Raw genomic sequence first — 26,004 nt, forward strand, 5'->3', positions numbered from 1 at the left:
GTTTACATCCCGCTCTTTTTGTTGTATAGGAATGTGTTTTGAAACTTCCGGTAATTAGTAATTGACCGAAAAGTCGTGTTTGAACGAAAACTTGCCCAGATGCAAGGCGGCAAGCAAGGCTGGAACCGGAGCGTACTGTAGTACGTGAGGATTTCAGCCTTGTGCAGCAACGCGGCAGGTGGGTGAGTTTTCGTTCAAACACTAATTATTTTCAATAAGGAGAAAGACAAAAATGTCTAAAGAATGTAAGATATGCGGTAAAAAACCCATGGTTGGAAACAATGTCAGCCATGCCCATAACATTAACAAGCGTCGTTTCAACCCCAACCTGCAGCGGGTGAGAGCAGTATATGAAGGACAGGTAAAAAAGATTGATGTATGCACAAGCTGCATCAAGGCAGGCCACGTGGTTAAAGCGCCCTAATCGGCAATGACCACGCGCTTTACCGATTTAACCTGTTTCACCCGTTTTAGATCAGATATTATTTTACCCAGTTGTGCAGTACTCTCCACAGCAATGGTAAAATAACTGTTAACGACCCCGTCATCACTTGTTTCCGTGTGGGCGTTGATAATATTGGCTTTAGCCCTGGAAATGGTTAACGCCACATCGGCCAGAAGCCCCGATCTGTCAGTGGAGCGAATTCTTATCCTAACCGGGTAAGATTCGGTATAATCTTCGCTCCACTGAACCTCTATTTTCCTTTCCGGACTCATTTTCAGGGTATTCACGCAATTTTTTCGATGCACTGCCACCCCCTGCCCCTGGGTAATAAAACCCACAATGGCATCCCCCGGCAGCGGATTACAGCACTTTGAAAATTTCACCAGAATATCATCAAGTCCCTTGACCACAATGCCTTCCCGGGTTCTTCGTCTGCTTTTTCCATCCAGTCCCCTGTCCAGAAATGCCGGCTTATCTTCTTTTTCCTTTTCTTCATCGGGGAGGGTTTTATGCAGAATTTGAAGGGGGGTAATTTTCCCAAACCCCACCTGGGCAATGAGATCCTCCACGCATTTAAATCCAAAGGATTCTGCGGCCTGAAGTACCTCGCCGGACTTCACAAAGGAATTAAAACTTAGATTCTTTTTACGGAAAAGCTTTTCACACATTTCCCGGCCAAGGGTGATGCTGCGTTCCTTTTCCTGGGTTTTAATCCAGTGACGGATCTTGTTGCGGGCTTTCACTGTTTTTACAAAATTGAGCCAGTCCGGACTGGGATGGTGCCCTTTGGTGGTGATAATACTCACGGTGTTGCCTGTTTCCAGGGGCTGAGCCAGGGGTACCAGCCTGCCGTTCACCCGGGCACCGGTGCACTGCTCTCCCACTTCCGTGTGGACCTGATAGGCAAAATCCACCGGGGTGGCTCCCTTGGGCAGGGTACGGATATCTCCGCCGGGGGTAAATACGTAAATTTCATTGGGATAAAGATCAATTTTAACGTTTTCCAGAAACTCATCCGGATCTGAAGATTCTTCCTGGTTTTCCACCAGATTTCTAAGCCAGGCAAATGTTTTTCCCGTCTTTTCATCAATGGCGGCACCCTCTTTGTAACTCCAGTGGGCCGCAATTCCCGATTCGGCGATGCTGTCCATTTCCCAGGTGCGAAGCTGGATCTCCACCCGCTGCCCCCGGGGACCCATGACCGTGGTATGCAGGGACTGGTACAGGTTGGGTTTGGGCACCCCAATGTAATCCTTGAACTTGTAATGAATGGGCTTCCACATGTCATGAATAACGCCCATGGCCTGGTAACACTGGGATTTTCGATCAAGAATCACCCGAAAGGCAATGATGTCATAGACCTGATCAAAGGGCAAATTCTGGGATATCATCTTCTGATAGATACTGTAATGCTGCTTGAAGCGCCCTTTTATGGACATGTTTTCCATGCCCTCAGCAACCAGTTTTTCCGTAAGTTTTTTCTTAACTTCCTCAATGTAATCTTCTTTTTCTTCCTTGGCCCGGTTCACCAGAGAATCAATGGCCGCGTATTCCTCTGGAAGACTGTAGTAAAATGCAATATCCTCCAGTTCCTGCTTGATCCAGAAAATTCCCAGGCGGGAGGCAATGGGAGCGTAAATATCAAGGGTTTCCCGGGAAATGATCACCTGGGTTTCTCGGTTTTCATGGTATTTCAAGGTTCTCATATTGTGAAGGCGATCGGCAAGCTTGATCAGAACCACCCGGATATCATCGGCCATGGCAAGAATCATCTTTCGAAGACTTTCAGCCTGCTGCACCACCCTGTCTGAAACGGTGAGAAGCGACAGACTCGTCACCCCGGCAACGATGTGGGCAATGCCCGGGCCAAAAACCTCCTGAATTTCTTCCCGTGTGGCATGGGTATCTTCAATGACATCGTGGAGAAGACCTGCGGCAATGCTCTCCACATCCAGTTTCATGTGGGCCAGAATAGCCGCCACCTCCAGGGGGTGGGATAGATAAGGTTCACCGGACAGACGCACCTGACCATCATGGACCCGGGCCGAGTAAATATAGGCACGGTCAATGAGACCGAAATCTGCATCGGGGTTATATTCCACAATAATATCAATTATATCGGTGATTCTAATCATAGTGCAGTGAACCTTTTTACGTGCTAAGTCATAACATTTGCCGTTCTGGGGAGAGGTCAGACCTCAAAAACACAAGCCAGACCCCATTGACCCGCCCATTATGATTGCTGGCGGATGTTGTGACCAAACCTTTTTTTCGTTAATAAGCCTTTGAAAACAGCACTCTTTTATTGCTGGGCTTGCCACAGCAGATGCACTCGCCTTTTTCCGTGGGGGAATCAAAGGGAATACACCGGATGGTCACAGAAAGATCCTCTTTGATTTTGGCCTCACAGGCATCATTGCCACACCAGTGGGACAGGGCAAAACCGCCATGGATGCCGTTTCTGGCTTTATAGAACTCATAAAAAGCCTTGTTATCATCAATTTCCAGGGTATTGGCCGCCATAAAAGCCTTGGCCCGCTGAAAATAGGTATCTTGAATCTCATCCAGCAATTGGCACAGCCCCCCAAGAAAAGCATCCTTTTTTACCCCGGTCTTTTCCCTGGCGCTCTTATCCCTTCGGCCCAGAAAAACCGAATCATTGGCCATGTCTTTGGGTCCAATTTCCGCTCTTAATGGTATACCCTTCTTAACCCATTCCCAGCCCCTGGCTCCGCCGGTGTCTCTGTCATCAATTTCCACAACAACTTTTCTGCCATGGTAACGAATACCCCGCAGGGCCGTTGCCAGATCATTGGTGTAGGCCATGACATCGGTGCGTTCTTCATCATTTCTGAAAATGGGCAACAGCACCACATGGGCAGGAGCCACCCGGGGGGGCATGATCACCCCGTCATCATCGCCATGGGTCATAATCATCCCGCCGATCATTCTCGTGGATACACCCCAGGAGGTGGTCCAGGCATACTGCTCTTCTTTATCGGCATTCTGAAATTTGATATCCGATCCCTTGGCAAAATTCTGTCCCAGAAAATGGGAGGTTCCTGCCTGGAGGGCCTTTTTATCCTGCATCATGCCTTCAATGCACATGGTGTCAACGGCCCCAGGAAATCGCTCCGACGGGGTCTTGCTTCCCCGAATCACGGGCATGGCAAGACATTCCTCCACAAACTTGGTGTACAGATTGAGCATCATCAAGGTGCGTTCCCTTGCCTCTTCTTCCGTGGCGTGGGCCGTGTGGCCTTCCTGCCAGAGGAATTCGCTGGTTCTCAGGAAAATCCGAGTACGCATTTCCCATCGAACCACGTTGGCCCACTGATTGAGCAGCACCGGCAGGTCCCGATAACTTGACACCCACTTTGACATGGATTCTCCGATGATGGTTTCCGAGGTGGGACGGACAATCAAAGGTTCAGCAAGTTCACCTGCGGGCACCAGTTTTCCGTTTTCTCCCTGCTCCAGCTTATGGTGGGTAACAACGGCACATTCCTTGGCAAAGCCTTCCACATGCTCGGCCTCTTTTTCCAGATAACTCAAGGGAATAAATAGAGGAAAATAGGCGTTTTTAACCCCGGTTTCCTTAAACATTTCATCCAACTGAGAGGAAATGTTTTCCCACAGGGTGTATCCCCAGGGACGAATTACCATACACCCCCTGACAGGGGATTTTTCGGCCATTTCAGAGGCTTTCACCACCTCCTGGTACCACATAGGGTAATCTTCTTCTCTTGTTGGCTTAATTGCTGTTGTAACCTTTTTCCCCATTTACATTCCTCCAGATGATTTAGATTCTGATTCGTATTGTTTTATTTCGTCAAGCAGAACCGCCACAAGGCGATCCTGGCTAACTTTCCTGATAAGTTTTCCCTTCTTAAAAAGGATGCCCAGTCCGTCGCCACCGGCAATACCGATGTCGGCCTCCTTTGCTTCCCCCGGCCCGTTGACCGCGCATCCCATGATGGCGACCTTGATGTTCGTTGTGCAGTCAAGAAGTGCATCTTCCACGGTCCTTGCAATATCAAACAGGTTAATTTTACATCTGCCGCAGGTGGGACAGGAGATGAGCTCCGGCCCCCGCTTTCGAATTTTAAGCGCCCGCAAAATTTCCCAGCCCACACGGATCTCCTCCACGGGATCACGGGTAAGAGACACTCTTATGGTATCACCAATGCCTTCTGCCAGAAGCATCCCGATACCAAGGGCAGACTTGGTAATACCGGCAAAGAGCCCTCCGGCCTCGGTGACCCCCACATGCAAGGGCACATCGCACCGCCTTGAAAGCAACCGGTAGGCCTGCACCGTACGGTCCACATCCGAGGCTTTTAAAGATATTTTAATATCTTTAAAATCAAGGTCTTCCAGGATGGAAATATTTTTAAGGGCACTTTCCACCATGGCTTCGGCGGTGGGACCCATGGCGGCCATAATCTCCTTTTCCAGGGAACCGGCATTCACCCCCACCCGAATGGGAATACCCAATTCCTTTGCGCAGTCTGCCACAGCTTTTACCTTGTAACGCGCACCGATGTTTCCGGGATTTATTCTCAGAGCATCAGCCCCGGCATCGGCGGAAGCCATGGCCAGTCGATAATCAAAGTGTATATCTGCAATGAGTGGAATCTCAATTTGTTTTTTTATTTTTTTAATGGCCAGGGCCGCTTCCATGTCAGGCACTGCCACCCGGATAATCTCGCAGCCTGCCCGGGTTAACCCTACAATCTGGGCTATTGTGGCTGCCACATCCTGGGTGGGGGTATTAGTCATGGACTGCACGGCAATGGGTGCACCATTGCCAACTGGTACGCTGCCAACCAGTATCTGCCGGGTTTTCTGTCTTGGGTTTACAAAGCTCATTTTTTTTATCCTCGCAGCCTTACATGGTTCAGGGTTGACTTCCCCATCTGCTGTTTTCCTGTAGTCCACGCAAGGATCAAGCCAAGTTAAGGTACCCCCCTTAAATACCCATCGGGCTTAGTCACTACTTCGGCCACCTTGGGGTGGAGTCATTCACCACGGCGCCTTGGCCCAGAAACTCCCAAACTGCAAAAAAAGGATGTCAAAATTTCCAGTGACCATGAATATCAAAGGATGGATAAATATTCAAGTTTAATGGGCATGTCAAGAAGGTTAGAAAATACCATCAATGCCGTATGATATTTTTATATCGTTCGTTTTTCCGGATACATTTCACAGCCACTTTCCCGGAAAATCCCCCCGCAATTAAAAAAGAACACCGTTTTTTTCATTGACAAACATTGCATAAACAAATACGAATCTATCAAGAAGTTTTCTTGGCTAACCCACGAGATACATACTTCGCAAATACTCATTATAAATTAAGGAGACAGTTTTACCACGATGCGCTCCCACCATTTTTTGCAGATATTGCATATGCAGCCAGCCTCTTCTTGTGCTCTTACTATAAAATTTTATCAAATATTAAAAGACACTTAAGACACAACACGTGTAGCAGAAAAACCCATATCTGATTAATAAAATAGCGGGCTTGGTCAAAATGGCTACTACCTTTGGCTGGAACCAGGCTTTCGTTATTAAGTTTTTATTGACAACTATCTTTATGCACAGTCACTTGTCAAAGAGATAAACCCTGATAAAAAGACTTCAACCTTCAATAACACAAGCCTGACCACATTGCTCCACCAAATTTTGATGGCCGATATTGCGACTAAGATTAATAAGACAGACTCCTGATACTGACATCTCCTAACCATTAACCAGGAAAATCTGCAATATACAACTGATCCGTCCCACAAGGCCCTATGCCGAACTTATAACCTGAACTGCATCAAGGAGTTGCAATGGAAAAAAAACATGAGAACCGGCAATTTTACGAAAATCTGGAAAAAAAAGGGGTTTCCAGACGCGCTTTTTTAAAGTACTGCACCGCACTGACAGCCTCCATGGGCCTGTCAATATCCTGCACAGCCCAGGTGGTAAATGCCATTGAAACAGCTGCGGCAGCCCCACGTCCACCGGTCATCTGGCTTCACTTTGCTGAATGTACCGGGTGTTCAGAGGCCTTTTTAAGGACTCCCAATGTGGGAGCTATCATCCTTGAAATCATTTCTGTGGAATACCATGAAACCATCATGGCAGCCGCAGGACACCAGGCGGAAAAATCCCTGCACGATGCCGTTGAAAAATATGATGGAAAATTTGTATGCGTTGTGGAGGGTTCCATTGCCACAAAATTCAATGGCTCCTATGGCAAAGTGGCAGACAGAACCTTTCTGGAAATTGCCAAATCCATTATTCCAAGAGCCGCTGCCACCATCGCCCTTGGCACCTGTGCCGCCTATGGTGGCATCCCGGCGGCTGCTCCCAACCCTGGCGGGTACAAAGGGGTAAAAGATGCCATCGACGTTGCCACCATCAATCTGCCCGGATGCCCCCCCAACCCGCTGAATCTGTTGTCAACCATTGTGAAATATCTCAACAAGGAAAAGATTGAGCTGGACGAACTGGGTCGCCCCCTGTTTGCCTACGCAGACACCGTCCATGACCGCTGTCCCAGACTGCCGCACTTTGAAAATGACGAATTTGTTGAGGAATTCGGCTCCAAAGAAGCGGAAATGGGGTATTGCCTCTACAAAATGGGATGCAGAGGACCTGAAACCTATAATAATTGTCCCACAGCAAAATTTAATGACGGTACCAGCTTTCCCATCCAGGCAGGACACCCCTGCATTGGGTGTAGTGAGCCTGATTTCTGGGATGCCATGACACCGTTCTACGAAGAGGGATGAGAACCCAAGACATCATTCAAGATTTACCGTTTTAAGAATCCAGGTAGGGATCCTTTACATGTTGTACCCTGATTAAACGGAAAATCAAAAACTATTCACCCCCTCAAAAAAAATAATTTTGTTGTAAACAGCCGAAAAATTTCATCATATAGAGGATATTATTATGGGTAAAAGAATTGTAATCGATCCCATCACACGGATCGAAGGCCATCTGAGAATAGAGGTGGAAATTGAAAATGGAAAGGTAAAAGATGCCTGGTGTTCCGGGCAGATGTTCCGGGGCATTGAAATGATGCTCAAAGGCAGAGACCCCCGGGATGCCCACCATTTTGTCCAGCGTTCCTGCGGTGTGTGTACCTATGTTCATGCCCTTGCCTCGGTGAAGGCCGTGGAAGATGCATGCAACATCACCATCCCTGAAAATGCACGTCTCATCCGAAATTTAATGCATGGTGCACAGTTCCAACACGATCATCTGGTTCATTTTTATCATCTCCACGCACTGGACTGGGTGGATATTGTCAGCGCATTAAGTGCAGACCCGATAAAAACGGCAAAACTATCCGCCAATGTAAGTGGACGTCACCAGAAAAGCGAATATTTCAAAAGTGTTCAGGAAAAACTCAAAACCTTTGTCTCCAGCGGCCAGCTGGGCCCCTTTAACAATGGATACTGGGGACATCCCGCCTATGTGATGCCGCCGGAAGCCAATCTGCTTGCCACGGCCCACTACCTTGAAGCCCTGCAGCTCCAGGCAAAGGCCGCCCGCATGCACGCCATCTTCGGCGGCAAAAATCCCCATCCCCAGTTCCTGGTGGTGGGCGGGGTGACCTCGGTGGCAGACCTCAATGTCACCCGCATTGCCGAGTTTGAGGCTATCTGGAAGGAAACAACAGAATTCATCGATCAAATATATATACCGGATCTACTGGCAGTGGCATCCTTCTACAAGGACTGGGGTGCCATCGGCGGCAACAATAACGCCTTCCTTTCCTATGGTGATTTTGCCAATGACGCGGCGGAAAAAGAAAAACTCATGCCCGCCGGTTTCATCCGCAAAGGCCTTGAAGTGGAAGCCATGGACACCCAACGGATCACCGAAGATGTGACCCGGGCATGGTATGAGAAGGGAACCGCCAGACATCCTTTTGAGGGAGAGACAAAGCCCATCCAGGGAGAAACCAGTTACGATACGGCAAAGCAGTACACATGGCTTAAAGCCCCTCGATACGATGGTCTTGCAGCAGAAGTCGGCCCCCTTGCAAGGGTTCTTGTGGCCTATGGCAAGGGAGATCCTTCTGCAAAAACAGCCGTGGATGGCGTTCTAAAAACCCTTGGTGTGGGTGCCGAAGCTTTGTTTTCCACCCTGGGCAGAACCGCCGCAAGGGGCGTTGAAACCCAGTTGATTGGAAATGCCATGGGCGGCTGGATTGATACCCTGAAATCAAATATTTCCAAGGGTGATAAAAAGACCTATCAGTCCTGGACCATGCCGGACAAGGGCAAGGGGTTTGGCCTCAATGATGTACCAAGGGGGGCTCTTGGTCACTGGATAGAAATTGAAGGTGGTAAAATCAAAAATTACCAGTATGTGGTTCCCTCCACATGGAATTTCGGACCGGCGGATGCCAAGGGCAACAAAGGCCCTGTGGAACGATCCCTCATCGGCACCCCCATCGCCGATGCCTCAAAACCACTGGAAATTTTAAGAACCGTTCATTCCTATGATCCCTGCATTGCCTGCGCTGTGCATGTCATTGATCCACACACCAACGAGACTTATAAAGTCAGGGTGATTTAAGGCCATTGGCAGCACAGCATATCTGGATCTGAATACACCAGATTAACTGAGGGCGAAGGCCTTAACGACCGCAGATGAAAGAACTTGAACGAAACAACCTGCCTTTTGCCCATGTACTGCGTTGCATCAAAGGCCAAATAGCTTAAGAATGAATCATCAAGTGATTATACGTTAACCAAAAAACTCAAAGCCCGGCCCATGACATGGACCGGGCTTTGTGCTGCAATGCAGGAAGGGGATTTAATGGAATCGCAAATCATGGTGCTGGGGGTGGGTAATATTCTATACGCCGACGATGGTTTTGGCATCAAAGTCGTGGAACGGCTTGAAAAAGATTATGTTTTCCCGGATCATGTCACCATTGTGGATGGCGGGGTGCTGGGGGTCAATCTGTTGGGGGTCATCTCCCATGCACAAAAGCTCATTGTGGTGGACACGATTCTTAACAAAAGCACACCCGGTGATTTCCACCGCCTTGAGGGGGAAGAGATTCCCAACAGAATTCTGGGTAAAAACTCCATGCACCAGGTGGATCTTCTGGAAGCATTAAGCCTTTGCAGGCTCATGGGCAATATCCCCGAAACCGTAATTCTGGGTGTTGAACCCCAGGACATAACCACCCTGCATCCCGAGCTGACCCCGGTGATTGAAGGTCGTCTAACTGCCATGGTTGAATGGGTACTTGAGGAACTTCAGGCCCTGGGGGTACCCCGACCCCATAAAAACAACTGAGGCCCCCATCGGTTCCAGATAACCCGTATGTCCTGGCGAACACAACGAAACATGAAAATGGCAATATACCGCCGCCCCCCGACGGGCAATGGGCCCGGCCCGGAACCGTAGACGGCTCAATTGGCCGCTTCCTATTGCCCGTCGGGGGGCGGCTCTGCTGAGGTAAACTTGAAGGCTACCTTTTCATATAAAACAGAAACAATAAATGTTTGGCCAGTGCCCCAGATTCGCGTATTTGGGACTGCGTAGCATAACCAATGCCATGTGAACAGGCCCAAATAGGTGAATCTGGGGTGGTGGCCGAATCTTTACAATAAATCAATGGGCCCCAAGGGAAATCTGAATAGTCTGGGCCATGCGGGAAAGATTTTCCATGTAATCCCGGGCCAGGGGGTCCAGGGGAACCACGGCCCCCCCAATGGCAGATGCAATCTTGGCTGCCACCCGCTGGTCAAACTGGGGCTGCACAAAGATCACCCGCACCTGATTCTCCCGGGCCATTTGTATAAAAGACACCAAATCCTTTCCTTTTGGGGTTTTCCCCCCCCGCTCCACCGCAAGCTGTTTTAATCCATAGGCATCGGCAAAATAACCAAATACCGGATGAAATACAAAAAGGGTTTGTCCACGGAGGGGAAGAAGCACTTGCCTGATCTTCTGATCCAGAAGATCAAGATCCCGCTCAAATGCCTCCAGATTCTTTCTGAACAAAGACGCGTCAGCCGGTGCTAGAGAACAAAGGGCTTCGCACATGGTCCCTGCCTGCTGTTTCACCAGCTTTGGACTCATCCAGATATGAGGATCAATGTTTTCTTTGCCATGGGAGTGCTCTTGTGCTGATTCGTTATCATCTGTGTCTTCATGGTTAAGTTCCTCGCTGTCGGCAAAGGTGCGCAAAGAAAGCCCCCTACGGGTATCCACAATATCAAGCCCCGGAGCCATGGCCTTTATTTTGGGTATCAGGGCAGATTCAAAGGGTACCCCAACGATGAACAAAATTGAAGCCCTGGACAGCTTTAGCATCTGCTCCGATGATGGTGCGTAGGTGGCAGGACTCTTGCCCGGTGGCACCAGCACAGAAACTTCAAGGCGGTCCCCGCCGATGCGCTGTACAAAGTCCGCCTGTGGCGCAATGCTGACAAACACTTCAATTTTATCACCCACGTCTCCCCAAACGGTAAAGGGGAGTATCATCAGAAAAACAAATACAATAACCCACATCGCCATTGATGCAGACATGGCCCGCCGGAATAAACCGGCAGCAATTTCCGGACTTATTACTCTCATCAAAAAAACCTCCTTTTTTCCAGGAATGAAACAGGCTAAATATGTAAAAGAGCCCGAACTCCAGCATAAAAAAAATCGGGCCTGATCACAAAAGCAAATTATTCCTGGTCATCATTCTCCCAGTGTTCAGGGTGCAGGGAACTTATAACCGGTGATTTCCGAGGCATGGGCACATAGGCGGACAGATCATTGGTATCCACACTCAGATGCCTCCTGAAGTAAAGGGCCGTAAGCCCGAGGATGGCAGAGCAAAGGACACAAAAAATATACAGTCCCGAAGGCGCAGTGGCCTTCATGACTGCAGAAGAAATAACCGGACCAATGCCGGAGCCCACACTGTAGCAAAGAATCAGGGCCGCACTGATGGGAACAATGTTTTCCGTGTCAATATTATCCTGGGCCCTGGCCACTGCCACGGGATAAATGGAAAAAACAACCCCAAACAGCGCCGTTAATCCCAAGAGCATACTATAGTCCAGATGACCGGTAAGGGCAATGGCAGAGGATATCACCGCTGTAAAAAATCCCAGTACAGACAGGACTGCCAGGCGGTCAAACCGATCAGAAACAATGCCCACGGGCCATTGAAATACAAGGCCGGCCCAGATGGTAACCGTCATAAAAACCGTAACCCGGGCAATGTCAAGGCCAATTCCAAGGGCATAAAGGGGCCCCATGACATAAAACGATCCATTAATCATACCTGAAACAAAACTGCCAAACATGGCAAAGGGTGCAAGCTTCACAAGCTTCAATAGATTGTAATGCACCACGGATAAAGGTTGGGGATAAATGGCCCGGGTCAGAGAAATGGGAACAATGCAAAGAGAAAAGAGCATTCCCAGCACCATGAACAGAATATTTTCTTCAATGGGAGCCACATTAAGCATCATCTGTCCCAGCCCATTGCCAAAGTAGACAACAACCATATAAAGGGAAAGCACACGTCCCCTGACCTCGGAGGCCACCAGTTCATTTACCCAGCTTTCCACCACCATGTATAAAGAGGCAATGCAGATGCCACTGCACACCCGCAGCACAAACCAGAAAAGGGGCAGATCATACAGGCCATGGGCGATGGCAATAAAGGCAGTAGTGGCGGCAAATGTGGTGAATGCCCTTATGTGGCCCACCCTTTTTACGATTTCCTGGCAGATGAAAAAGCCAAGGATCATCCCCACATAATACCCCGACATGGTGATGGCAATGATCTGCTCATCCCACCCGGCATAACTCATGCGGACACTCAACAGGGTATTTTGCAGAGCCCCTGCCATGGAAAGCATCAGGGTCGATAAAAATAAAAGAAAAAAAGGACTGGCTGCGGCAATTATGGACATGATTTTTTCCATTTTAAAAAGGACAAATTCTCCTTTTTAAACAAGGTGAAATATTATGTCAATACCAAAAAAACAAAGAAATTTTTCCAGGACACCGCCCCGGAAAAATCTCTTTTAATTGAAACAATAACTATGGCTATCGGAGTTTATTTTTCCCCGGCTTCACCTCAGTTTATGGAATTAAAGTTTAAAATCTGGATAGGCGTTACCACCGTGTTCCACAAAATCCAGCCCTTCCAGTTCCTCTTCGGCAGAAACCCTGAGTCCCATGGTGGCGGCAATGACTTTAAACATGATGAAACCCACACCAAAGGCCCAGGCAAAACAGACACCCATACCGATGAGCTGGGTGGTCACAATTCCCACGGTGCATCCGCCAATGTTGAAAAGACCGGCGGCAAGAGTACCCCAGGCACCGCATACGCCATGGACAGATACCGCACCCACGGGATCATCAATCTTCATTTTATCAAAGAACAGAACCGAAAAGACAACCAGAACACCGGCCACGGCACCAATGATAATGGCACTGCCGGGGGTAACATTGGCGCATCCGGCGGTGATGCCCACAAGGCCTGCCAGGGCACCATTGAGACTCATGCCTACCTCTGGTTTTCCAAGTTTTATCCAGGAAACGATCATGGCCACAACAGCGCCGGTGGCCGCTGCCATATTGGTGTTAACAAATATCATGGCAATGCTGGTATCTGCTGTGGTGGTAGAACCGGGATTAAACCCGAACCATCCCACCCACAGGATAAAAACGCCAAGGGATGCCAGGGGGATATTATGACCCAGGATGGGACGAATGCCCCCGTCTTTTGTATATTTGCCAAGACGCGGCCCCAGCACCATGGCACCGGCCAGTGCCACCCAGCCACCCACGGAATGCACCACTGTGGAACCTGCAAAATCAATGAACCCCAGTTTTTCAAGCCAGCCATTACCATGGAACAGACTTCCCCAGGCCCAGCTTCCGAAAATGGGATAAATCAAAGCACTGACAAAAAAACTATACACCAGATAGGCGGAAAATTTCGTACGCTCGGCCATCGCACCGGACACGATGGTGGCAGCCGTGGCCGCAAATACCACCTGGAACATCCAGAACGCCAGTACCCAGGGATCGCCATCCAGGGAAAAATCGCTTAAAAAGAAGCCGGTGGTTCCTAAAAAACCACTGGAGTTGGTCCCGAACATCAATCCGAATCCGATGCCCCAAAAGGCCAGACTACCCACAGAAAAGTCCATGAGATTTTTCATCATTATATTGATGGCATTCTTGGCCCTGGTGAACCCTGCTTCCACCATGGCAAACCCTGCCTGCATGAAAAACACCAAAGTGGCCGCCACCAGGGTCCAAAGATAATTGGCATGGGTTTGAACCAGATCAATGGCTGCCTTGTTTGTCAACGCCGTTGGGGCATCATCTGCGGCCCATCCATTCATTGTCATAAAAACGGTAATACCTGCTGCAAGAATAAGGGATTTCATTATTTTTCTCCATTCCAACCTGGATTGTTTGATTTAAAAAAGCACTGCAAAAAATTTAAATGGCCGATCCGCCCTTCTCTCCGGTACGAATGCGGATGGCCTCTTCCACGGGCAGGACAAAAATCTTACCGTCCCCTATCTTTCCGGTGCCCGCTGTTTTTAAAATGGTTTCCACCACTTTATCCGACATATCTGCTTCCACCACGATGGACAATTTAATCTTGGGTACAAAATCCACCTGGTACTCTGCCCCGCGATAGATCTCTGTGTGCCCTTTCTGGCGACCAAACCCCTTTACCTCGGACAATGTCATGCCGGTTATTCCAAGTAAATTCAATGCCTCTTTTACCTCATCGAGTTTAAAGGGTTTAATGATCACTTCAATTTTTTTCATGGAATTTATCTCCTTTCAAAGTAAACTATACAATATCAATATACCGATGCGTGTTCAGTGATGGGATTAATTCGTTCCCATGCTCTTCAACCGTAAGCAATTTACATGCCAGCATATAACAAACCATCCTCGTTAAAAACACAACCATCTAATATAATTTATATTAATTAATTAAAATATTATATAACTAACATATTCTATATCATTCATATTCCATGCCCCTGCCAACATAAAACAATATTGAAATAAAAATTAAAAATATTACAATATTGAAATATCATAAAAATAAAAAAAGTCCTGTTTCCATCCGAAACAGGACTTATTAAAATTATGGGGGCTTGTTCAGTAGTTTAGCAACCCGTCATCTTTGGCAGGCCTTCGTGATCAAAGCAGTCTCTTTTTCATTGTTTCAATCGCCCCTGGACTGCCTTTTCAATTATCTCAACACAATCATCCATGGAGACCACTCCGCTATTAATAACCAGCCCGTAGTTTTCAGGATCGGCAATGGATGCATTGAAATATTTCCAGACAAATGACTTTCTGGTGGATTCTGTCTTGGTGATTCGCCGGGCGGCTTCATCCGGTGTCACGTCAAACTCCTTTGCCACATGGGCACAGCGAAACTCATAAGGAGCGATGATTCTGACACTGATCCTCACTTCTGGGGGTAGAATAAAATTGGCTCCCCGCCCCACAATGATACTGTTGCCATGTTTTCCAATGGTTCCAATGACTTTCATCAGGTGATGCAGGTACTGATCCGGCCAGAGATACCGTTCATCCACCAGTGACGCGATCCAGTTATCCAGGGTGTTTAGCCCCCTTTCATCCAGAGTTTCAATGAAACGGACACTGATATCAGCATTTTTTGCCATCTCATGGACCACCTCCTGGTGGAAAAGATCAAATCCAAGCTTCTGGGCAAGGCGCTCTGCAATGATTCGCCCGCCGCTTCCCGCTTCCCTGGAAATGCTCACCACCGGTCTGATGGGAATGGGTTTGGTTTGACACTGAGTTTTTTCATATTCCCATTTCTTAACCCGATCTTCTATGATCTGATTGACTTTCCGTCTTTTTGATTCCATAGTGCCTCCTTTCACCTTGCAGGGTTGATCACACAACACCGACCACCCGGGACAATCATTGGAGCATCAGAATCGAAAACTTGGCCGGAGGTGTGAGAAAGTCTCAGCGCTTTTATAAATAAGCCTATAAAATCACATCAAATAACGGCATACTTCATCTGAGACCAAAAGTAGTGGGGTGGGGTCAACATTTTTCGTGGAGAAAGCTGGGAAAGAATTCCGTATATAATCGTGTTGAATGCGGGAGAGCAACAATTCATAAATAAGTTCATGTCCATTCAAAAACAAATCTATGATGTGATTCGTACACCTTAATTGCATTATAGTGGATCATAAGAGAGCGTGTCAACTGTAGAAACGAGCAATTGCAATCGGGAATGCTTATGCAAGCTTGATCAAAATCTCTGCAACTACATGGAAAAGTCGTCCCTGGCCAATAACCAGGGCTACCCTTGAAAAAAAAAACTGTCCAGACCCTGAAAAACATTGACAGATTCCATCAAATCATTAATTTTATCGTATTTTAAAAATGTTATCAGGCTAAATATTTTAACGAACCGGTCAGTTTTTTTTGCCGCAATCAAGGCGTATTTCCTGAATATGAATATTTAGGTTTCACGGCTTAAAGGTGATGATTTAATGATAACCATATGTGTGGAACCCATTGGGGTTACAGTGGAAATGAACCATGGAGAAACCCTCCATGATGGTCTGGAACGGGCGGGAATCGCCATTGAAACCCCCTGCGGTGGCCAGGGGGTTTGCGGAGAATGCAAGGTGTGGGTGGATCCCCCGGAACATGTGCCATCCACCCCCCATGAAGACATTTCAGACACGGATGATAAAAAGGGTCTGCGACTGGCCTGCCAGGCCATTGCGAAAAAAAACATCACCATCCGGCTGGAAGACAATTTTGTCTATGATAAAGCCGAACGCAACCAGGGACGTATCCTGCTTCAAAATAACCTGATCAAACAAAAGGATGCCCTGCCCGCCGTTCGATTAATTAAAGAGCAGGAGAAATTTTTTCTGGTCCATGACAGAGCATCAGATAAAATACATCTCGACACCTGGCTTTCCCATTACACACCCAAGGGGCTTGCCATTGACATCGGCACCACCACCATGGTGATCTGCCTTGTATCGCTTACAACAGGCGAAATCCTTGCATCGGGTTCCAGCCTTAATCCCCAGGTGGTCCACGGCCATGATGTGCTCACCCGTATCCAGTACGCTGAGACCCCGGATGGCCTTGATGAAATGGGGTCTCTGGTGCAGAACAAATTAAACTCACTCCTTGCCCAGGCCTGTAAAACCACAAAAACCCATCCCGATGAAATAGTAGATGTCACCATCGGCGCCAACACCACAATGCTCCAACTGGCCGCAAAAATAGATCCCACCCCCCTGGGGCGGGTACCATTTACCTTTGACATCAAGGGGGGCACCACCTACCCGGCAGGCCAGTTCGGCCTTAAGGTGAACAAGGCCGCCCGGGTATATCTGCCACCGGTGATGCATGCCTTTGTGGGCACAGACATCACCGCCGGCCTGATTTTATGTCCTGATTTTTTTGATGACAGTAAATCCATTCTCTACATTGACATGGGCACCAACGGAGAGATGTGCCTCAACGTAAAAGGCCAGCGGCTTACCACCTCCACCGCTGCAGGACCTGCCTTTGAAGGCATGGGGCTTTCCACGGGCATGCGGGCCACAGACGGGGCTGTGGAAAAAGTCGAGATTATCAACGGTGAGTTAAAATTCCAGACCATTGGCGGTGGCAAGGTAAAAGGGGTATGCGGCAGCGGGATTGTGGATTTTATTGCCGCCCTTCTGGCCACCGATATCCTGGACCCCTCGGGAAGATTTTCAGACAAGGATGAAAAAAACACTTCCGTGGTGGCCCTGAATGATCAACCGGCCTTTGTATACGGAGAGGGCATCCATTTAACCCAGAAAGACATCCGCAAGATCCAGCTGGCCAAGGGCGCGGTGCGCACAGGTATTGATATTATCCTGCAAACCGGAGGGATCACCTGCGACGATCTTGACAGCATCTATATTGCAGGAGGATTCGGCAATTACCTAAAACCTTCAAACATGGAACGAATCGGCCTTATTCCCCCCAATGCCGCAGACAAAGTGATATTTTGCGGCAATGCATCCATTGACGGCAGTACCATCCTTTTAACTCATGCCTCCCAGCGACTTTTTCTGGAAACGACGCTGGACAAGATGAAACATGTCCAGCTGGCCGATTCCCCGGATTTCATGAACAGTTTTGTCACAAGTATGGGATTTCCACCGGCAAAACAATACCATGGGATCAAGAATTGATGACTCAGCCTGAAACCAGCTCCTTACCCCATGCCGTCATTGCCTGTGGATCTCTTTTCCATGAGTTCACCTCCCTTATATCAGATGACAACGGACCGGACATACACTTTCTGGATACGGATCTTCACCGGACCCCTGCCAGAATTCCAGAGATTCTCCAGGAAAAAATTCATGGAATTTCAAACCGGTATGACAAAATTGTTTTAGGCTATGGCCTTTGTTCCAACGGAGTGGTGGGGGTCAGTTCCTCTCGGGCCACATTGATTGTGCCAAGGGTCCATGACTGCCTGGATCTTTTTCTGGGGTTTGTGGGCAAAGGGAAATCCAGGATTGGTCTGGGCACAGCCCACTATTATCTAACCCCCGGGACCATTCTAAACAGAAAAGATCCCCTGGCCATCATGGAACAGGAATACATCCCCAAAATGGGACAGAAAATGTCGGAATGGGGCATGAAAGAAGAGCTGAAGCACTACAGTCATTTTGCCCTGATCACCTCCCCGGGAACGGACATGGCCCCCATATGGGATCAGGCAAATAAAAATGCCGCATTCTTTGGCATGACCCTGACGGAGGTGACAAGCGATCTGTCTTTTTTCAGAAAACTGCTTTACGGCCCCCATGACCCGGAATTTTTTCTTCATATCCCTCCCGGCAAGTCCATTACCCAGGAAATGTTCATGTGAAAGGAGAAAACATCTTATGACCCCTGGTATCAATGCCGCCAAAAAAGCCAAAATTGACCATACCATACATAAATACACCCATGATCCCGCAGGCGAGTCCTATGGTATTGAAGCAGCTCTAAAACTTAAAGTCCCCGAAGAACAGGTGTTTAAAACACTTGTGGTGTCCCTGGACACCGGTGCCCTTGTCGTGGGAGTCATTCCGGTTGCTGCCATGCTGAACATGAAGCGCATGGCAAAGGCCTGTAACGCCAAAAAAGCAGCCATGGCAACCCCGGCGGAGGTGGAGCGTTCCACCGGTTATGTGCTGGGAGGGGTCAGCCCTCTGGGGCAGAAAAAACGCTTACCCACCATCATTGATGACTCAGCTAAAGACTTTCCCACCATTTATGTCAGTGCCGGACGCAGGGGGCTTGATATTGAACTTTCCCCCGAAGATTTACTCCGGCTGACCCGGGGGAAATTTGAGACCATCACCGATGATCATCGGCACTTGTAATCTTCAGATCAAAGATAAATCAGGCTTGGTTCCTTGCTGGACCAAGCCCGATTTTGTTCTCTTCCCTTGACAGGAACAACCAATTCTATATAATAGAAACTATAATTTCATAGGTTTCATCACGCCTGCATCTGATATGAATAACTCTGATGTTCATCATCGGAAAAAGCAACCACCAAAGTCGACTCATCGACTCATTTCAACCTGTTTTTTTCCCTTCAGCAAACTCTCTCCAGGCATCGACCAGAAAGAAAGACAGGGCAAAAGGTCCACAGGGCCGGATCTGGTAACCGTTGGGTGCTACATCATGCCATCTCCCTGCTTATTTATGTCCTCCAGGATATGTGGATTTACATTTAATCCCGCCCACGAATTTGAAATCATAGGAATTTTATTTTTCGTTGTGGCGGTTACAGCCATGTAGCTTATAGAAAAAGCATCTAACCCACCATTTAACTTTAAAGCAAAGATACAAAAAATATCGCAGATTTCGGCAAATCACGATGGATAAAGGGGGAAATATGTATCTTACTCAAGGAGATCTTTTCTGGGGAATGGACGGTGAATTTGTAAAAGACGTCATGAACCAGGCAGAAAAAGTAGATTTTGAAGACGGGACTGTCATGTTCAACCAGGACGAGACAGCAAATTTTTTCTATGTACTTATCAAAGGACGGGTAAAGCTGAGCATCGGTAGCGAGGGGCCTGTGGTTTTCATGGCAAAGGATGCGGGTATGGTTATTGGATGGTCCTCCCTGGTGGGCAGGGAGACCTATTCGGCAACGGCCCTTTGCGTGGAACCAGTTAAAGCCATTAAAATTGAAAAAAACAGTTTTCTGGAGAATCTGGCAAAATCTCCTTCAAGCGAAAGCCTTCTTTACAAACGCCTGGCACAGATGCTGGGTGATCGGTTGGTAACACTTTATCCAAGTCTTGCATGATGTGTTGCATACACACAAGTTTTTTTATAAGTTAATCCAATCCATCTGATTTGCCGATAAAATCCAGACTGACCATGACATCGGCCCCCCTGGACAATGGGTGATCCAGTGGGGCCGACTTTGTGATGGGTCTTATTTTTTTGTTTGATTTTGATCCACACCCGGTATAGCATTATTTGGGCTTGATCATAACATGGGCCAGCCGTCCCAATTGATGGGCCAAATGAACTTAACCCCACATTTAATCTGGAAAAAAAGTGAACATTGCCATCATCTCTGATATTCATGGAAACCTGGAAGCATTACAAGCGGTGTTTGAACGCCTTCACTCCTGTGCCGCGGATCGCATCATCTCCCTGGGAGATAACATCGGATATGGCCCGAACCCCAACGAAGTCATGGCCCTGCTTACCCGGGAAAAAGTAGAATCCATCCTTGGCAACCACGAAATGGTCATCAAACATCCACGGTTTCTTAACTGGTTCAACCCGGTGGCCCGCAAATCCGTTGTCAAAACCACTGCAGATCTATCTTTAAAGCATGTAAAATCCATACACACCCATGAAACCGCCATGGTAAAAGAGAACCTTCGATTTGTCCATGGGGTGCCCCCCCGGTCTCCTTTTTTATATCCCTTTCAACTGTCTGATAGGCTCCTTGCCAGAAAAATTTCAGACATGGGCCAGTCCATCTGTTTCTGTGGCCATACCCATGAACTTGAAATCATTGAATGCACAAACCAGGGGGAACTCCACCGTCGACCCCTGACCCGGGAAGGAGAATCACTGCACAGAAACTATCGATATCTTATCAACGCGGGCAGTGTGGGACAACCCCGGGATGCCAATAAAGATGCCAAAATACTCATATATCACACCAGATCCCACAGCATTGAAGTCATTTATGTGCCATACCCCTATAAAGTGACCATGCAAAAAATCATTGATGCAGGTCTTCCCGAATCCTTTGCCAGTAAATTATCACCATAATCCGGATTTAAAAAAACTTAACGATCACACATTGCAATCCATAAACAAAACACAAGAAGAGCATGAAAAAAATAGGAAAATACAATGTAACAGGCCTGCTCGGCCAGGGCGGCATGGGGAAAGTCTTTAAAATCCAGTACCCGGTCACCGGAAAAATCGGTGCCCTGAAATATCTTGACCCCAACCCTCTTTTAATATCGGTGATGGGCCGGGAAGCCGTGGAAGCCATTTTCACCCAGGAAGCCATTACCATGGCAAAAATCCGCCACCCCAACATACTGGAACTCTTTGATTTTGATCGTTCAGACGGGAAACTGTTCTACACCATGGATTTTTACTGCAACAACCTGGGGCAGTTGATGGGGGAATCCATGGAGACAGAACTGCCCACGCGGGTTTTAAGCCTTGAAAAAACCTTTGATTATGCCCGGCAGATCCTGGATGGTCTTGGCTGCCTGCACTGGTCAGGAATTATCCACCGGGATATAAAGCCCTTCAATATCATGCTGACGGAACTTGACGATGTTAAAATCGGGGATTTCGGGTTATCCAAACTTCGGGGAGAAGCGGTGAAGGTCCATGGCAGCGTCAAGGTGGGCTCACCCTATTATGCGGCACCGGAGCAAGAAAAAAATCCAGACCAGGCCACGGAAACCAGTGATCTTTACTCCATGGGGGTGATGCTGTTTCGCATGGTCACCGGCATATTGCCCCAAAACAACCAGGTATTGGCCAGCTCGTACAACGGTGATCTGGATGAGCATTGGGATATGTTTTTTCAAAAAGCCATGCACCCCGAACCATCCAGCCGATTCCAGACAACCCATGAAATGACCATTGAATTGGAAAAATTAAAACACCAATGGCTTGAAAAAAAAGCGCTCATGTGCACCTTGCCAGCGGATTTTCTGGATGAACCGCCACTGGAGATATCCTGTGATCCTCCCCGGAAAACCCCTATTAAAACCTTTGAAGGCGATGCGCCGGAACGTTTCAACCTGACATCCCTCATGGCACCGAAAACCTTTTTGAAAAACAGTTTTGAAAAAATTAAACCCGATCAGGTGCTGGATCATGTCACCGGCCTGGTATGGCAGACATCGGGATCGCCCTACCCCATGAACTGGAAGGATGCCCATGACTACATTGCAGAACTGAACCACCGGGAAAAAAGTGCATCGCCTTGGCGTCTGCCCACCATTGAGGAGCTCATCACCATACTGTCTCCCCTGCCCCAGGGCAGCGGCCATTGCCTTGAACCCATATTTGACACCCGGCAGACCTATTTATGGAGCAGCGACCGCTGCACCTTTATTTCCGGCTGGTATGTAAATCTGGAAATGGGCTTTGCGGGGAAAAATGATTTTTCAAGTTTTTATCATGTCAAGGCGGTACGGGATCGAATATAACCCCAAACGACAGTTAAAACGCTCATCATAGCAGCAGGTTGAAAGAAATTTCTGGGGCTTGGTCACAACGAAGTATGAAAATGGCATAATATCACCCCCAACGGGCACCCGATCCGGCCCCGGATCGACGGTCGCGTCTCTTTTATATGCCCCGGTCATTCTAAGGATGCCTCAGGCCCTTGAACCAAATATTCATGCTTTCTATCTGACCTGAGATATTGGTATTGTTGATCAATGTCCCGGAATAGGTGTATCCGGCCCTGGCAAAGGTGATATTCATGCCAAAAGATAAGGCCCTTGCAATGGTATAAGCTGTTTTTATGCCCAACTTTGGTATTTCTTTTTCCATTTTTTCAAGCAGAAAAAGGGCAAGGCCCCGACCTCTATGCCCCGGCAATGTCCCAAAATCGGTCATTTCCGCATTTTTTGCTTTTCTGTCCATTTCAGCAGAAGAAAGAGAAACCAGCTTATCCCCCTTCCAGATGCTGAAGTAAAGGCTGTTTTCATCCATGGTCTGTGCCAGATAGCCCGGATCATCAACGGGAAACGGATAGCTTGGAAACACCTTCCTGTACAGGGCTGCCATGTGAAAAACATCCTTTTTCCCCGGCATCCTGAAGGTATATCCAGAGGGCAGATCAGGTATTTGCCCATTCCCTCTTTTTTTACGGGCAAGCGTTAACACGGCATTAACAGACTCTTTTTCAACATGGCGACCTCGCTTTACATCCCTGAATCTTCCCATGAATAAGGCATCTGTTCCGCCATTTTTTTTCCCATTCATTTTTTCATTAAAAAATCCCGGGATATAGGCTTCTTCAATATAACCCCCATCCACAAAGCATTGCCGAAACCTGGCTGGCACCTTGGCAATCACTTTTGAATAGCCATTTTTCCGGGCAAGATCGTTCAGTTGGGAAATAATTTCAGGGCAATCTTCATGGGCAAGTTTTAACAGATAAATTCTGTCATTGAGTTTTCCATGCTGGATAAGAGAATGCATCAGGGTATCAATTTTATCAATCATGCGTATATTCAGCTACTTTCGTTTGTTTTTTATATAAAAAAGAAGGTGATGGGTTTTGGGTACTGGGTACTGGGTGCTGGGTGCAGGGTTTAACCGCAACTACTTTTTCAATATTCGTTGTGGCTGGTAATAGCAGCCATGAATGTTATATGAAAAGGTAGCCTTCAAGCCTACCTCAGCAGAGCCCCTCCCCCGATGGGCAATAGGAACCGGACAATCGAGCTGTCTACAGTTCCGGTACGGGACCATTGCCCGTCGGGGGAGGGGCGGCATAATGCCATTATCAATATTCGTAGTGTCCGCCAGAACATGTGGGTTTATATGCAAAGGTAGCCTTCAAGTTTACCTCAGCAGAGCCGCCCTCCGACGGGCAATAGGAACCGGACAATTGAGCTGTCTACAGTTCCGGTACGGGACCATTGCCCGTCGGGGGGCGGCGGCATAATGCCATTATCAATATTCGTAGTGTCCGCCAGGACATGTGGGTTTATATTCAAGGCTTCAGCATCTCAGGATGAGAGGGTATCAGGACTGAGATATCCCAGGATTCTGTTTTCCACTTTTTTAAAGACATAAATCAGCCCATAAACCAGCACAAGATAGATGAGGGCTGCGGTGATAAAAAGCTCATAGAATGCAAAGGATCTTGCGGCAATCACCCGGGCAACCCCTGTAATATCCATAAGGGTGATAATGGACACCAGAGAAGATGCCTGCAGCAAAAACACCACCTCATTGGTATAGGCTGGCCAGGCAATTCTAAAAGCTGCGGGCATGATGATTCTCCGATAAAGCAGAAAACCCGACATGCCACATGCCCTTGCGGCTTCAATCTGTCCATGTGAAACCCCTTCAATACCGCCCCTGAATATCTCACTGCTGTAAGCTGCGGTATTCAGGGTAAGGGACAGGGCTGCACAAAAATAAGCATCCTTGAAAAAACGCCATAGTCCCACATTCGAAAAGAATTCCTGAAACTGACCGCTGCCGTAATAGATCAAAAAAAGCTGTACCAGCAGGGGGGTGCCCCTGAAATAGAAATTAAACCCGTAAACAGGCAGACGGATGAACGGATTTTTTGACACGCGCATGATGGACAATGGAACGGCAAGCAAAAATCCGAGCACAACACTCAAGCCGGTAATTTCAACGGTCACCTTAACGCCGCTTAAAAGGCGAGGGATACTTTCAACAATGATGGCAATATCCATTATACGCCCCCCTTTATTCCCCGACTGGCTCTCTTTTCCGCCCACTGCTGAAAGAAAAGAGAGACAATGGTTATGGAAAGGTAAATCAAGGAGGCGGCAAAATAACAGGTAAAGGGTTTTCTGGTGCTTCTGACGGCAATATCTGCATTGCGCATCAGTTCCGGAAGCTGAATCACCGATATCAATGCCGTGGCCTTGATCAAAACCATCCATACGTTGCCAAGGCCGGGAATGGCAAATCGCCACATCTGGGGAAGAAGAATACGTCTGAATGCTAAAACGCTTCCCATACCGCAGGCCCGGGCCGCTTCAATCTGCCCCTTTGGCACAGACATGAAGGCCCCGCGAAACACCTCCGTGGCAAAAGCACCATAAATGAACCCGATGGTCAAGGTCCCCGCAATAAAGGGATTGATGCCAATATAAGTATCAATGCCGAAAAATGTCAGGGCATCCTGCATCAGAGTGGGCGCACCATAATAAACCAGCAAAATGAGCACAAGCTCTGGAATACCCCGAATCACCGTGGTATAAAACCCGGCCATGCGCTGGAGCGTCTTTATTTTAGACAACTTGCACAAAGATGCGCCCAGTCCCACCAGTATGGTAATCACCATGGCGCAGACACCAACGGTCAATGTCAGTTGTCCTCCTTTTACGAGAAGGAACCCATATCCTTGAAGATCAAACAATAATCGCTTTCCCCATTAATTTCCGTAAACATCAAAATCGAAGTATTTATCATTTATTTTTTTATATTCACCGCTTGCTCTTATTTTTTTAATGGCGTCATTAAAGAGCGCCACAAGGTCTTTATCGCCTTTTCTTATGGCAATGCCGATGCCTTTTCCATACCATTGCTCATCTGTAAATCCGGGGCCTGTGAATTCACAGTCTTTTCCCTGATCGGTATTGACAAAACCTTCAAGAAGAACGACAGAGTCCGCAATAACCAGGTCAACCCGGCCGGATACCAGATCCATGTTTGCCTCATCCTGGGTGGCATAGGATTTTATGGTCACCGATTTACCGAATTTATCCCGAACAAAATTCTCATGGGTCGTTGCCCGCTGCACACCAACAATTTTTCCCTTCAAACCTTCCGGTGTAATCTCAATGCCAGCCCCTTTTTTTGCCACAAATTTTGCAGGGGTCATGTAATATTTATCTGTAAAGGCGACTTTTTGCGCACGTTCCTCTGTAATGGCCATTGACGCGATGATGGCATCATATTTTTTTGCAAGAAGCCCGGGAATCATGCCGTCCCAGTCCTGCACGACAAATTGGCATTCCACCCCGGCAGCCTGGCAAAGCGCCTTTGCAATATCAATATCAAACCCCTGAAGTTCACCGTTTTTATCAATGAGATTAAATGGAGGGTAGGCCCCTTCCGTGCCAATACGCACCTGTTTAATGTCTCCACCAAAGGCTGTGGCTGCAGACAGAAAGAAACCGATAATAAGGGTAACCAGAATTCCTTTTTTCATTTTGACATTCCTTTTTTTTCTGTGGGGTTGATGTTATCGGGCATGATCA

The 26,004-nt window shown here is 47.8% G+C and carries 22 protein-coding genes; 10 read left to right on the forward strand and 12 right to left on the reverse strand.

Features of this window, described 5'->3' with window-relative positions:
- The first annotated feature begins 232 nt into the window (after positions 1-232).
- Positions 233-424, forward strand: coding sequence for a 50S ribosomal protein L28 (gene rpmB, locus ACYQ2M_RS14500; protein ID WP_459917077.1), 192 nt, complete (start codon positions 233-235; stop codon positions 422-424).
- Here rpmB and ACYQ2M_RS14505 read toward each other — a convergent pair.
- The 3 genes from ACYQ2M_RS14505 to ispG form a co-directional block, all read right to left on the reverse strand.
- Complete coding sequence (locus tag ACYQ2M_RS14505; RefSeq protein ID WP_459917078.1) at positions 421-2,580, reverse strand: RelA/SpoT family protein; 2,160 nt, start codon at positions 2,578-2,580, stop codon at positions 421-423. The genes rpmB and ACYQ2M_RS14505 overlap by 4 nt on opposite strands.
- Positions 2,581-2,719: 139 nt before the next feature.
- Positions 2,720-4,228, reverse strand: coding sequence for a proline--tRNA ligase (gene proS, locus ACYQ2M_RS14510; protein ID WP_459917079.1), 1,509 nt, complete (start codon positions 4,226-4,228; stop codon positions 2,720-2,722).
- On the reverse strand, positions 4,229-5,317 hold the full coding sequence (gene ispG, locus ACYQ2M_RS14515) for a flavodoxin-dependent (E)-4-hydroxy-3-methylbut-2-enyl-diphosphate synthase (protein ID WP_459917080.1): 1,089 nt from the start codon (positions 5,315-5,317) through the stop codon (positions 4,229-4,231).
- A gap of 965 nt (positions 5,318-6,282) precedes the next feature.
- Between ispG and ACYQ2M_RS14520 the strand changes: the two genes are divergently transcribed.
- From ACYQ2M_RS14520 to ACYQ2M_RS14530, 3 genes are all read left to right on the forward strand, one after another.
- On the forward strand, positions 6,283-7,230 hold the full coding sequence (locus ACYQ2M_RS14520; protein ID WP_459917081.1) for a hydrogenase small subunit: 948 nt from the start codon (positions 6,283-6,285) through the stop codon (positions 7,228-7,230).
- 163 nt (positions 7,231-7,393) lie between these two features.
- Positions 7,394-9,031, forward strand: a complete 1,638-nt coding sequence (locus ACYQ2M_RS14525) for a nickel-dependent hydrogenase large subunit (protein WP_459917082.1) — start codon at positions 7,394-7,396, stop codon at positions 9,029-9,031.
- A gap of 243 nt (positions 9,032-9,274) precedes the next feature.
- Entirely contained in the window at positions 9,275-9,763 is a 489-nt protein-coding gene (locus ACYQ2M_RS14530) for a HyaD/HybD family hydrogenase maturation endopeptidase (protein WP_459917083.1), read from the forward strand.
- A gap of 318 nt (positions 9,764-10,081) precedes the next feature.
- On the opposite strand, the gene ACYQ2M_RS14535 is transcribed toward ACYQ2M_RS14530, so the two are convergent.
- The 5 genes from ACYQ2M_RS14535 to ACYQ2M_RS14555 all read right to left on the reverse strand — a co-directional run bounded on the left by ACYQ2M_RS14535 (position 10,082) and on the right by ACYQ2M_RS14555 (position 15,366).
- Positions 10,082-11,050 carry a metal ABC transporter solute-binding protein, Zn/Mn family gene (locus tag ACYQ2M_RS14535; protein WP_459917084.1) on the reverse strand — a complete coding sequence of 323 codons (969 nt, stop codon included), beginning with the start codon at positions 11,048-11,050 and terminating at the stop codon, positions 10,082-10,084.
- Between the two features lie 98 nt (positions 11,051-11,148).
- Complete coding sequence (locus tag ACYQ2M_RS14540) at positions 11,149-12,390, reverse strand: MFS transporter (RefSeq protein WP_459917085.1); 1,242 nt, start codon at positions 12,388-12,390, stop codon at positions 11,149-11,151.
- Between the two features lie 180 nt (positions 12,391-12,570).
- Complete coding sequence (locus ACYQ2M_RS14545) at positions 12,571-13,884, reverse strand: ammonium transporter (protein WP_459917086.1); 1,314 nt, start codon at positions 13,882-13,884, stop codon at positions 12,571-12,573.
- A gap of 55 nt (positions 13,885-13,939) precedes the next feature.
- Complete coding sequence (locus ACYQ2M_RS14550; RefSeq protein WP_459917087.1) at positions 13,940-14,278, reverse strand: P-II family nitrogen regulator; 339 nt, start codon at positions 14,276-14,278, stop codon at positions 13,940-13,942.
- 401 nt (positions 14,279-14,679) lie between these two features.
- Complete coding sequence (locus ACYQ2M_RS14555) at positions 14,680-15,366, reverse strand: cytidylate kinase-like family protein (protein WP_459917088.1); 687 nt, start codon at positions 15,364-15,366, stop codon at positions 14,680-14,682.
- A 639-nt stretch (positions 15,367-16,005) separates the two neighbouring features.
- Between ACYQ2M_RS14555 and ACYQ2M_RS14560 the strand changes: the two genes are divergently transcribed.
- The 6 genes from ACYQ2M_RS14560 (at position 16,006) to ACYQ2M_RS14585 (ending at position 22,230) form a co-directional block, all read left to right on the forward strand.
- Positions 16,006-17,706 (forward strand): ASKHA domain-containing protein, encoded by a 1,701-nt coding sequence (locus ACYQ2M_RS14560; RefSeq protein WP_459917089.1) that lies wholly within the window; start codon positions 16,006-16,008, stop codon positions 17,704-17,706.
- Positions 17,706-18,392, forward strand: a complete 687-nt coding sequence (locus ACYQ2M_RS14565) for a DUF1638 domain-containing protein (RefSeq protein ID WP_459917090.1) — start codon at positions 17,706-17,708, stop codon at positions 18,390-18,392. Before ACYQ2M_RS14560 ends, ACYQ2M_RS14565 begins: the two co-directional genes overlap by 1 nt.
- 16 nt (positions 18,393-18,408) lie before the next feature.
- Entirely contained in the window at positions 18,409-18,891 is a 483-nt protein-coding gene (ybaK, locus tag ACYQ2M_RS14570) for a Cys-tRNA(Pro) deacylase (RefSeq protein ID WP_459917091.1), read from the forward strand.
- A 521-nt stretch (positions 18,892-19,412) separates the two neighbouring features.
- On the forward strand, positions 19,413-19,832 hold the full coding sequence (locus tag ACYQ2M_RS14575; RefSeq protein ID WP_459917092.1) for a Crp/Fnr family transcriptional regulator: 420 nt from the start codon (positions 19,413-19,415) through the stop codon (positions 19,830-19,832).
- 257 nt (positions 19,833-20,089) lie between these two features.
- Complete coding sequence (locus tag ACYQ2M_RS14580; protein ID WP_459917093.1) at positions 20,090-20,821, forward strand: metallophosphoesterase family protein; 732 nt, start codon at positions 20,090-20,092, stop codon at positions 20,819-20,821.
- Positions 20,822-20,883: 62 nt separating this feature from the next.
- Positions 20,884-22,230, forward strand: a complete 1,347-nt coding sequence (locus ACYQ2M_RS14585) for a protein kinase domain-containing protein (protein WP_459917094.1) — start codon at positions 20,884-20,886, stop codon at positions 22,228-22,230.
- A 160-nt stretch (positions 22,231-22,390) separates the two neighbouring features.
- Here ACYQ2M_RS14585 and ablB read toward each other — a convergent pair whose 3' ends face one another.
- The 4 genes from ablB to ACYQ2M_RS14605 form a co-directional block, all read right to left on the reverse strand.
- Entirely contained in the window at positions 22,391-23,257 is an 867-nt protein-coding gene (ablB, locus tag ACYQ2M_RS14590; RefSeq protein WP_459917095.1) for a putative beta-lysine N-acetyltransferase, read from the reverse strand.
- A gap of 509 nt (positions 23,258-23,766) precedes the next feature.
- Positions 23,767-24,468 carry an ABC transporter permease gene (locus ACYQ2M_RS14595; RefSeq protein WP_459917096.1) on the reverse strand — a complete coding sequence of 234 codons (702 nt, stop codon included), beginning with the start codon at positions 24,466-24,468 and terminating at the stop codon, positions 23,767-23,769.
- A complete protein-coding gene (locus tag ACYQ2M_RS14600) occupies positions 24,468-25,160 on the reverse strand; it encodes an ABC transporter permease (protein ID WP_459917097.1) in 693 nt (230 codons plus the stop codon). Before ACYQ2M_RS14600 ends, ACYQ2M_RS14595 begins: the two co-directional genes overlap by 1 nt.
- Before the next feature lie 15 nt (positions 25,161-25,175).
- Complete coding sequence (locus tag ACYQ2M_RS14605; protein WP_459917098.1) at positions 25,176-25,955, reverse strand: ABC transporter substrate-binding protein; 780 nt, start codon at positions 25,953-25,955, stop codon at positions 25,176-25,178.
- Between the last annotated feature and the right edge of the window lie 49 nt (positions 25,956-26,004).

The sequence above is a fragment of the Desulfocicer niacini genome (assembly GCF_054657595.1).

What these genes read in the sequence shown, in the direction of transcription:
- ACYQ2M_RS14595 (WP_459917096.1), bottom strand. Translation starts at nt 24,468, where the DNA reads ATGGATATTGCCATCATTGTTGAAAGTATCCCTCGCCTTTTAAGCGGC.
- rpmB (WP_459917077.1), top strand. Translation starts at nt 233, where the DNA reads ATGTCTAAAGAATGTAAGATATGCGGTAAAAAACCCATGGTTGGAAAC.
- ACYQ2M_RS14575 (WP_459917092.1), top strand. Translation starts at nt 19,413, where the DNA reads ATGTATCTTACTCAAGGAGATCTTTTCTGGGGAATGGACGGTGAATTT.
- ACYQ2M_RS14565 (WP_459917090.1), top strand. Translation starts at nt 17,706, where the DNA reads ATGACTCAGCCTGAAACCAGCTCCTTACCCCATGCCGTCATTGCCTGT.
- ACYQ2M_RS14555 (WP_459917088.1), bottom strand. Translation starts at nt 15,366, where the DNA reads ATGGAATCAAAAAGACGGAAAGTCAATCAGATCATAGAAGATCGGGTT.
- ispG (WP_459917080.1), bottom strand. Translation starts at nt 5,317, where the DNA reads ATGAGCTTTGTAAACCCAAGACAGAAAACCCGGCAGATACTGGTTGGC.
- ACYQ2M_RS14525 (WP_459917082.1), top strand. Translation starts at nt 7,394, where the DNA reads ATGGGTAAAAGAATTGTAATCGATCCCATCACACGGATCGAAGGCCAT.
- ACYQ2M_RS14585 (WP_459917094.1), top strand. Translation starts at nt 20,884, where the DNA reads ATGAAAAAAATAGGAAAATACAATGTAACAGGCCTGCTCGGCCAGGGC.
- ACYQ2M_RS14540 (WP_459917085.1), bottom strand. Translation starts at nt 12,390, where the DNA reads ATGTCCATAATTGCCGCAGCCAGTCCTTTTTTTCTTTTATTTTTATCG.
- ACYQ2M_RS14550 (WP_459917087.1), bottom strand. Translation starts at nt 14,278, where the DNA reads ATGAAAAAAATTGAAGTGATCATTAAACCCTTTAAACTCGATGAGGTA.
- ACYQ2M_RS14545 (WP_459917086.1), bottom strand. Translation starts at nt 13,884, where the DNA reads ATGAAATCCCTTATTCTTGCAGCAGGTATTACCGTTTTTATGACAATG.
- ablB (WP_459917095.1), bottom strand. Translation starts at nt 23,257, where the DNA reads ATGATTGATAAAATTGATACCCTGATGCATTCTCTTATCCAGCATGGA.
- ACYQ2M_RS14505 (WP_459917078.1), bottom strand. Translation starts at nt 2,580, where the DNA reads ATGATTAGAATCACCGATATAATTGATATTATTGTGGAATATAACCCC.
- ACYQ2M_RS14535 (WP_459917084.1), bottom strand. Translation starts at nt 11,050, where the DNA reads ATGAGAGTAATAAGTCCGGAAATTGCTGCCGGTTTATTCCGGCGGGCC.
- ybaK (WP_459917091.1), top strand. Translation starts at nt 18,409, where the DNA reads ATGACCCCTGGTATCAATGCCGCCAAAAAAGCCAAAATTGACCATACC.
- ACYQ2M_RS14605 (WP_459917098.1), bottom strand. Translation starts at nt 25,955, where the DNA reads ATGAAAAAAGGAATTCTGGTTACCCTTATTATCGGTTTCTTTCTGTCT.
- proS (WP_459917079.1), bottom strand. Translation starts at nt 4,228, where the DNA reads ATGGGGAAAAAGGTTACAACAGCAATTAAGCCAACAAGAGAAGAAGAT.
- ACYQ2M_RS14520 (WP_459917081.1), top strand. Translation starts at nt 6,283, where the DNA reads ATGGAAAAAAAACATGAGAACCGGCAATTTTACGAAAATCTGGAAAAA.
- ACYQ2M_RS14560 (WP_459917089.1), top strand. Translation starts at nt 16,006, where the DNA reads ATGATAACCATATGTGTGGAACCCATTGGGGTTACAGTGGAAATGAAC.
- ACYQ2M_RS14530 (WP_459917083.1), top strand. Translation starts at nt 9,275, where the DNA reads ATGGAATCGCAAATCATGGTGCTGGGGGTGGGTAATATTCTATACGCC.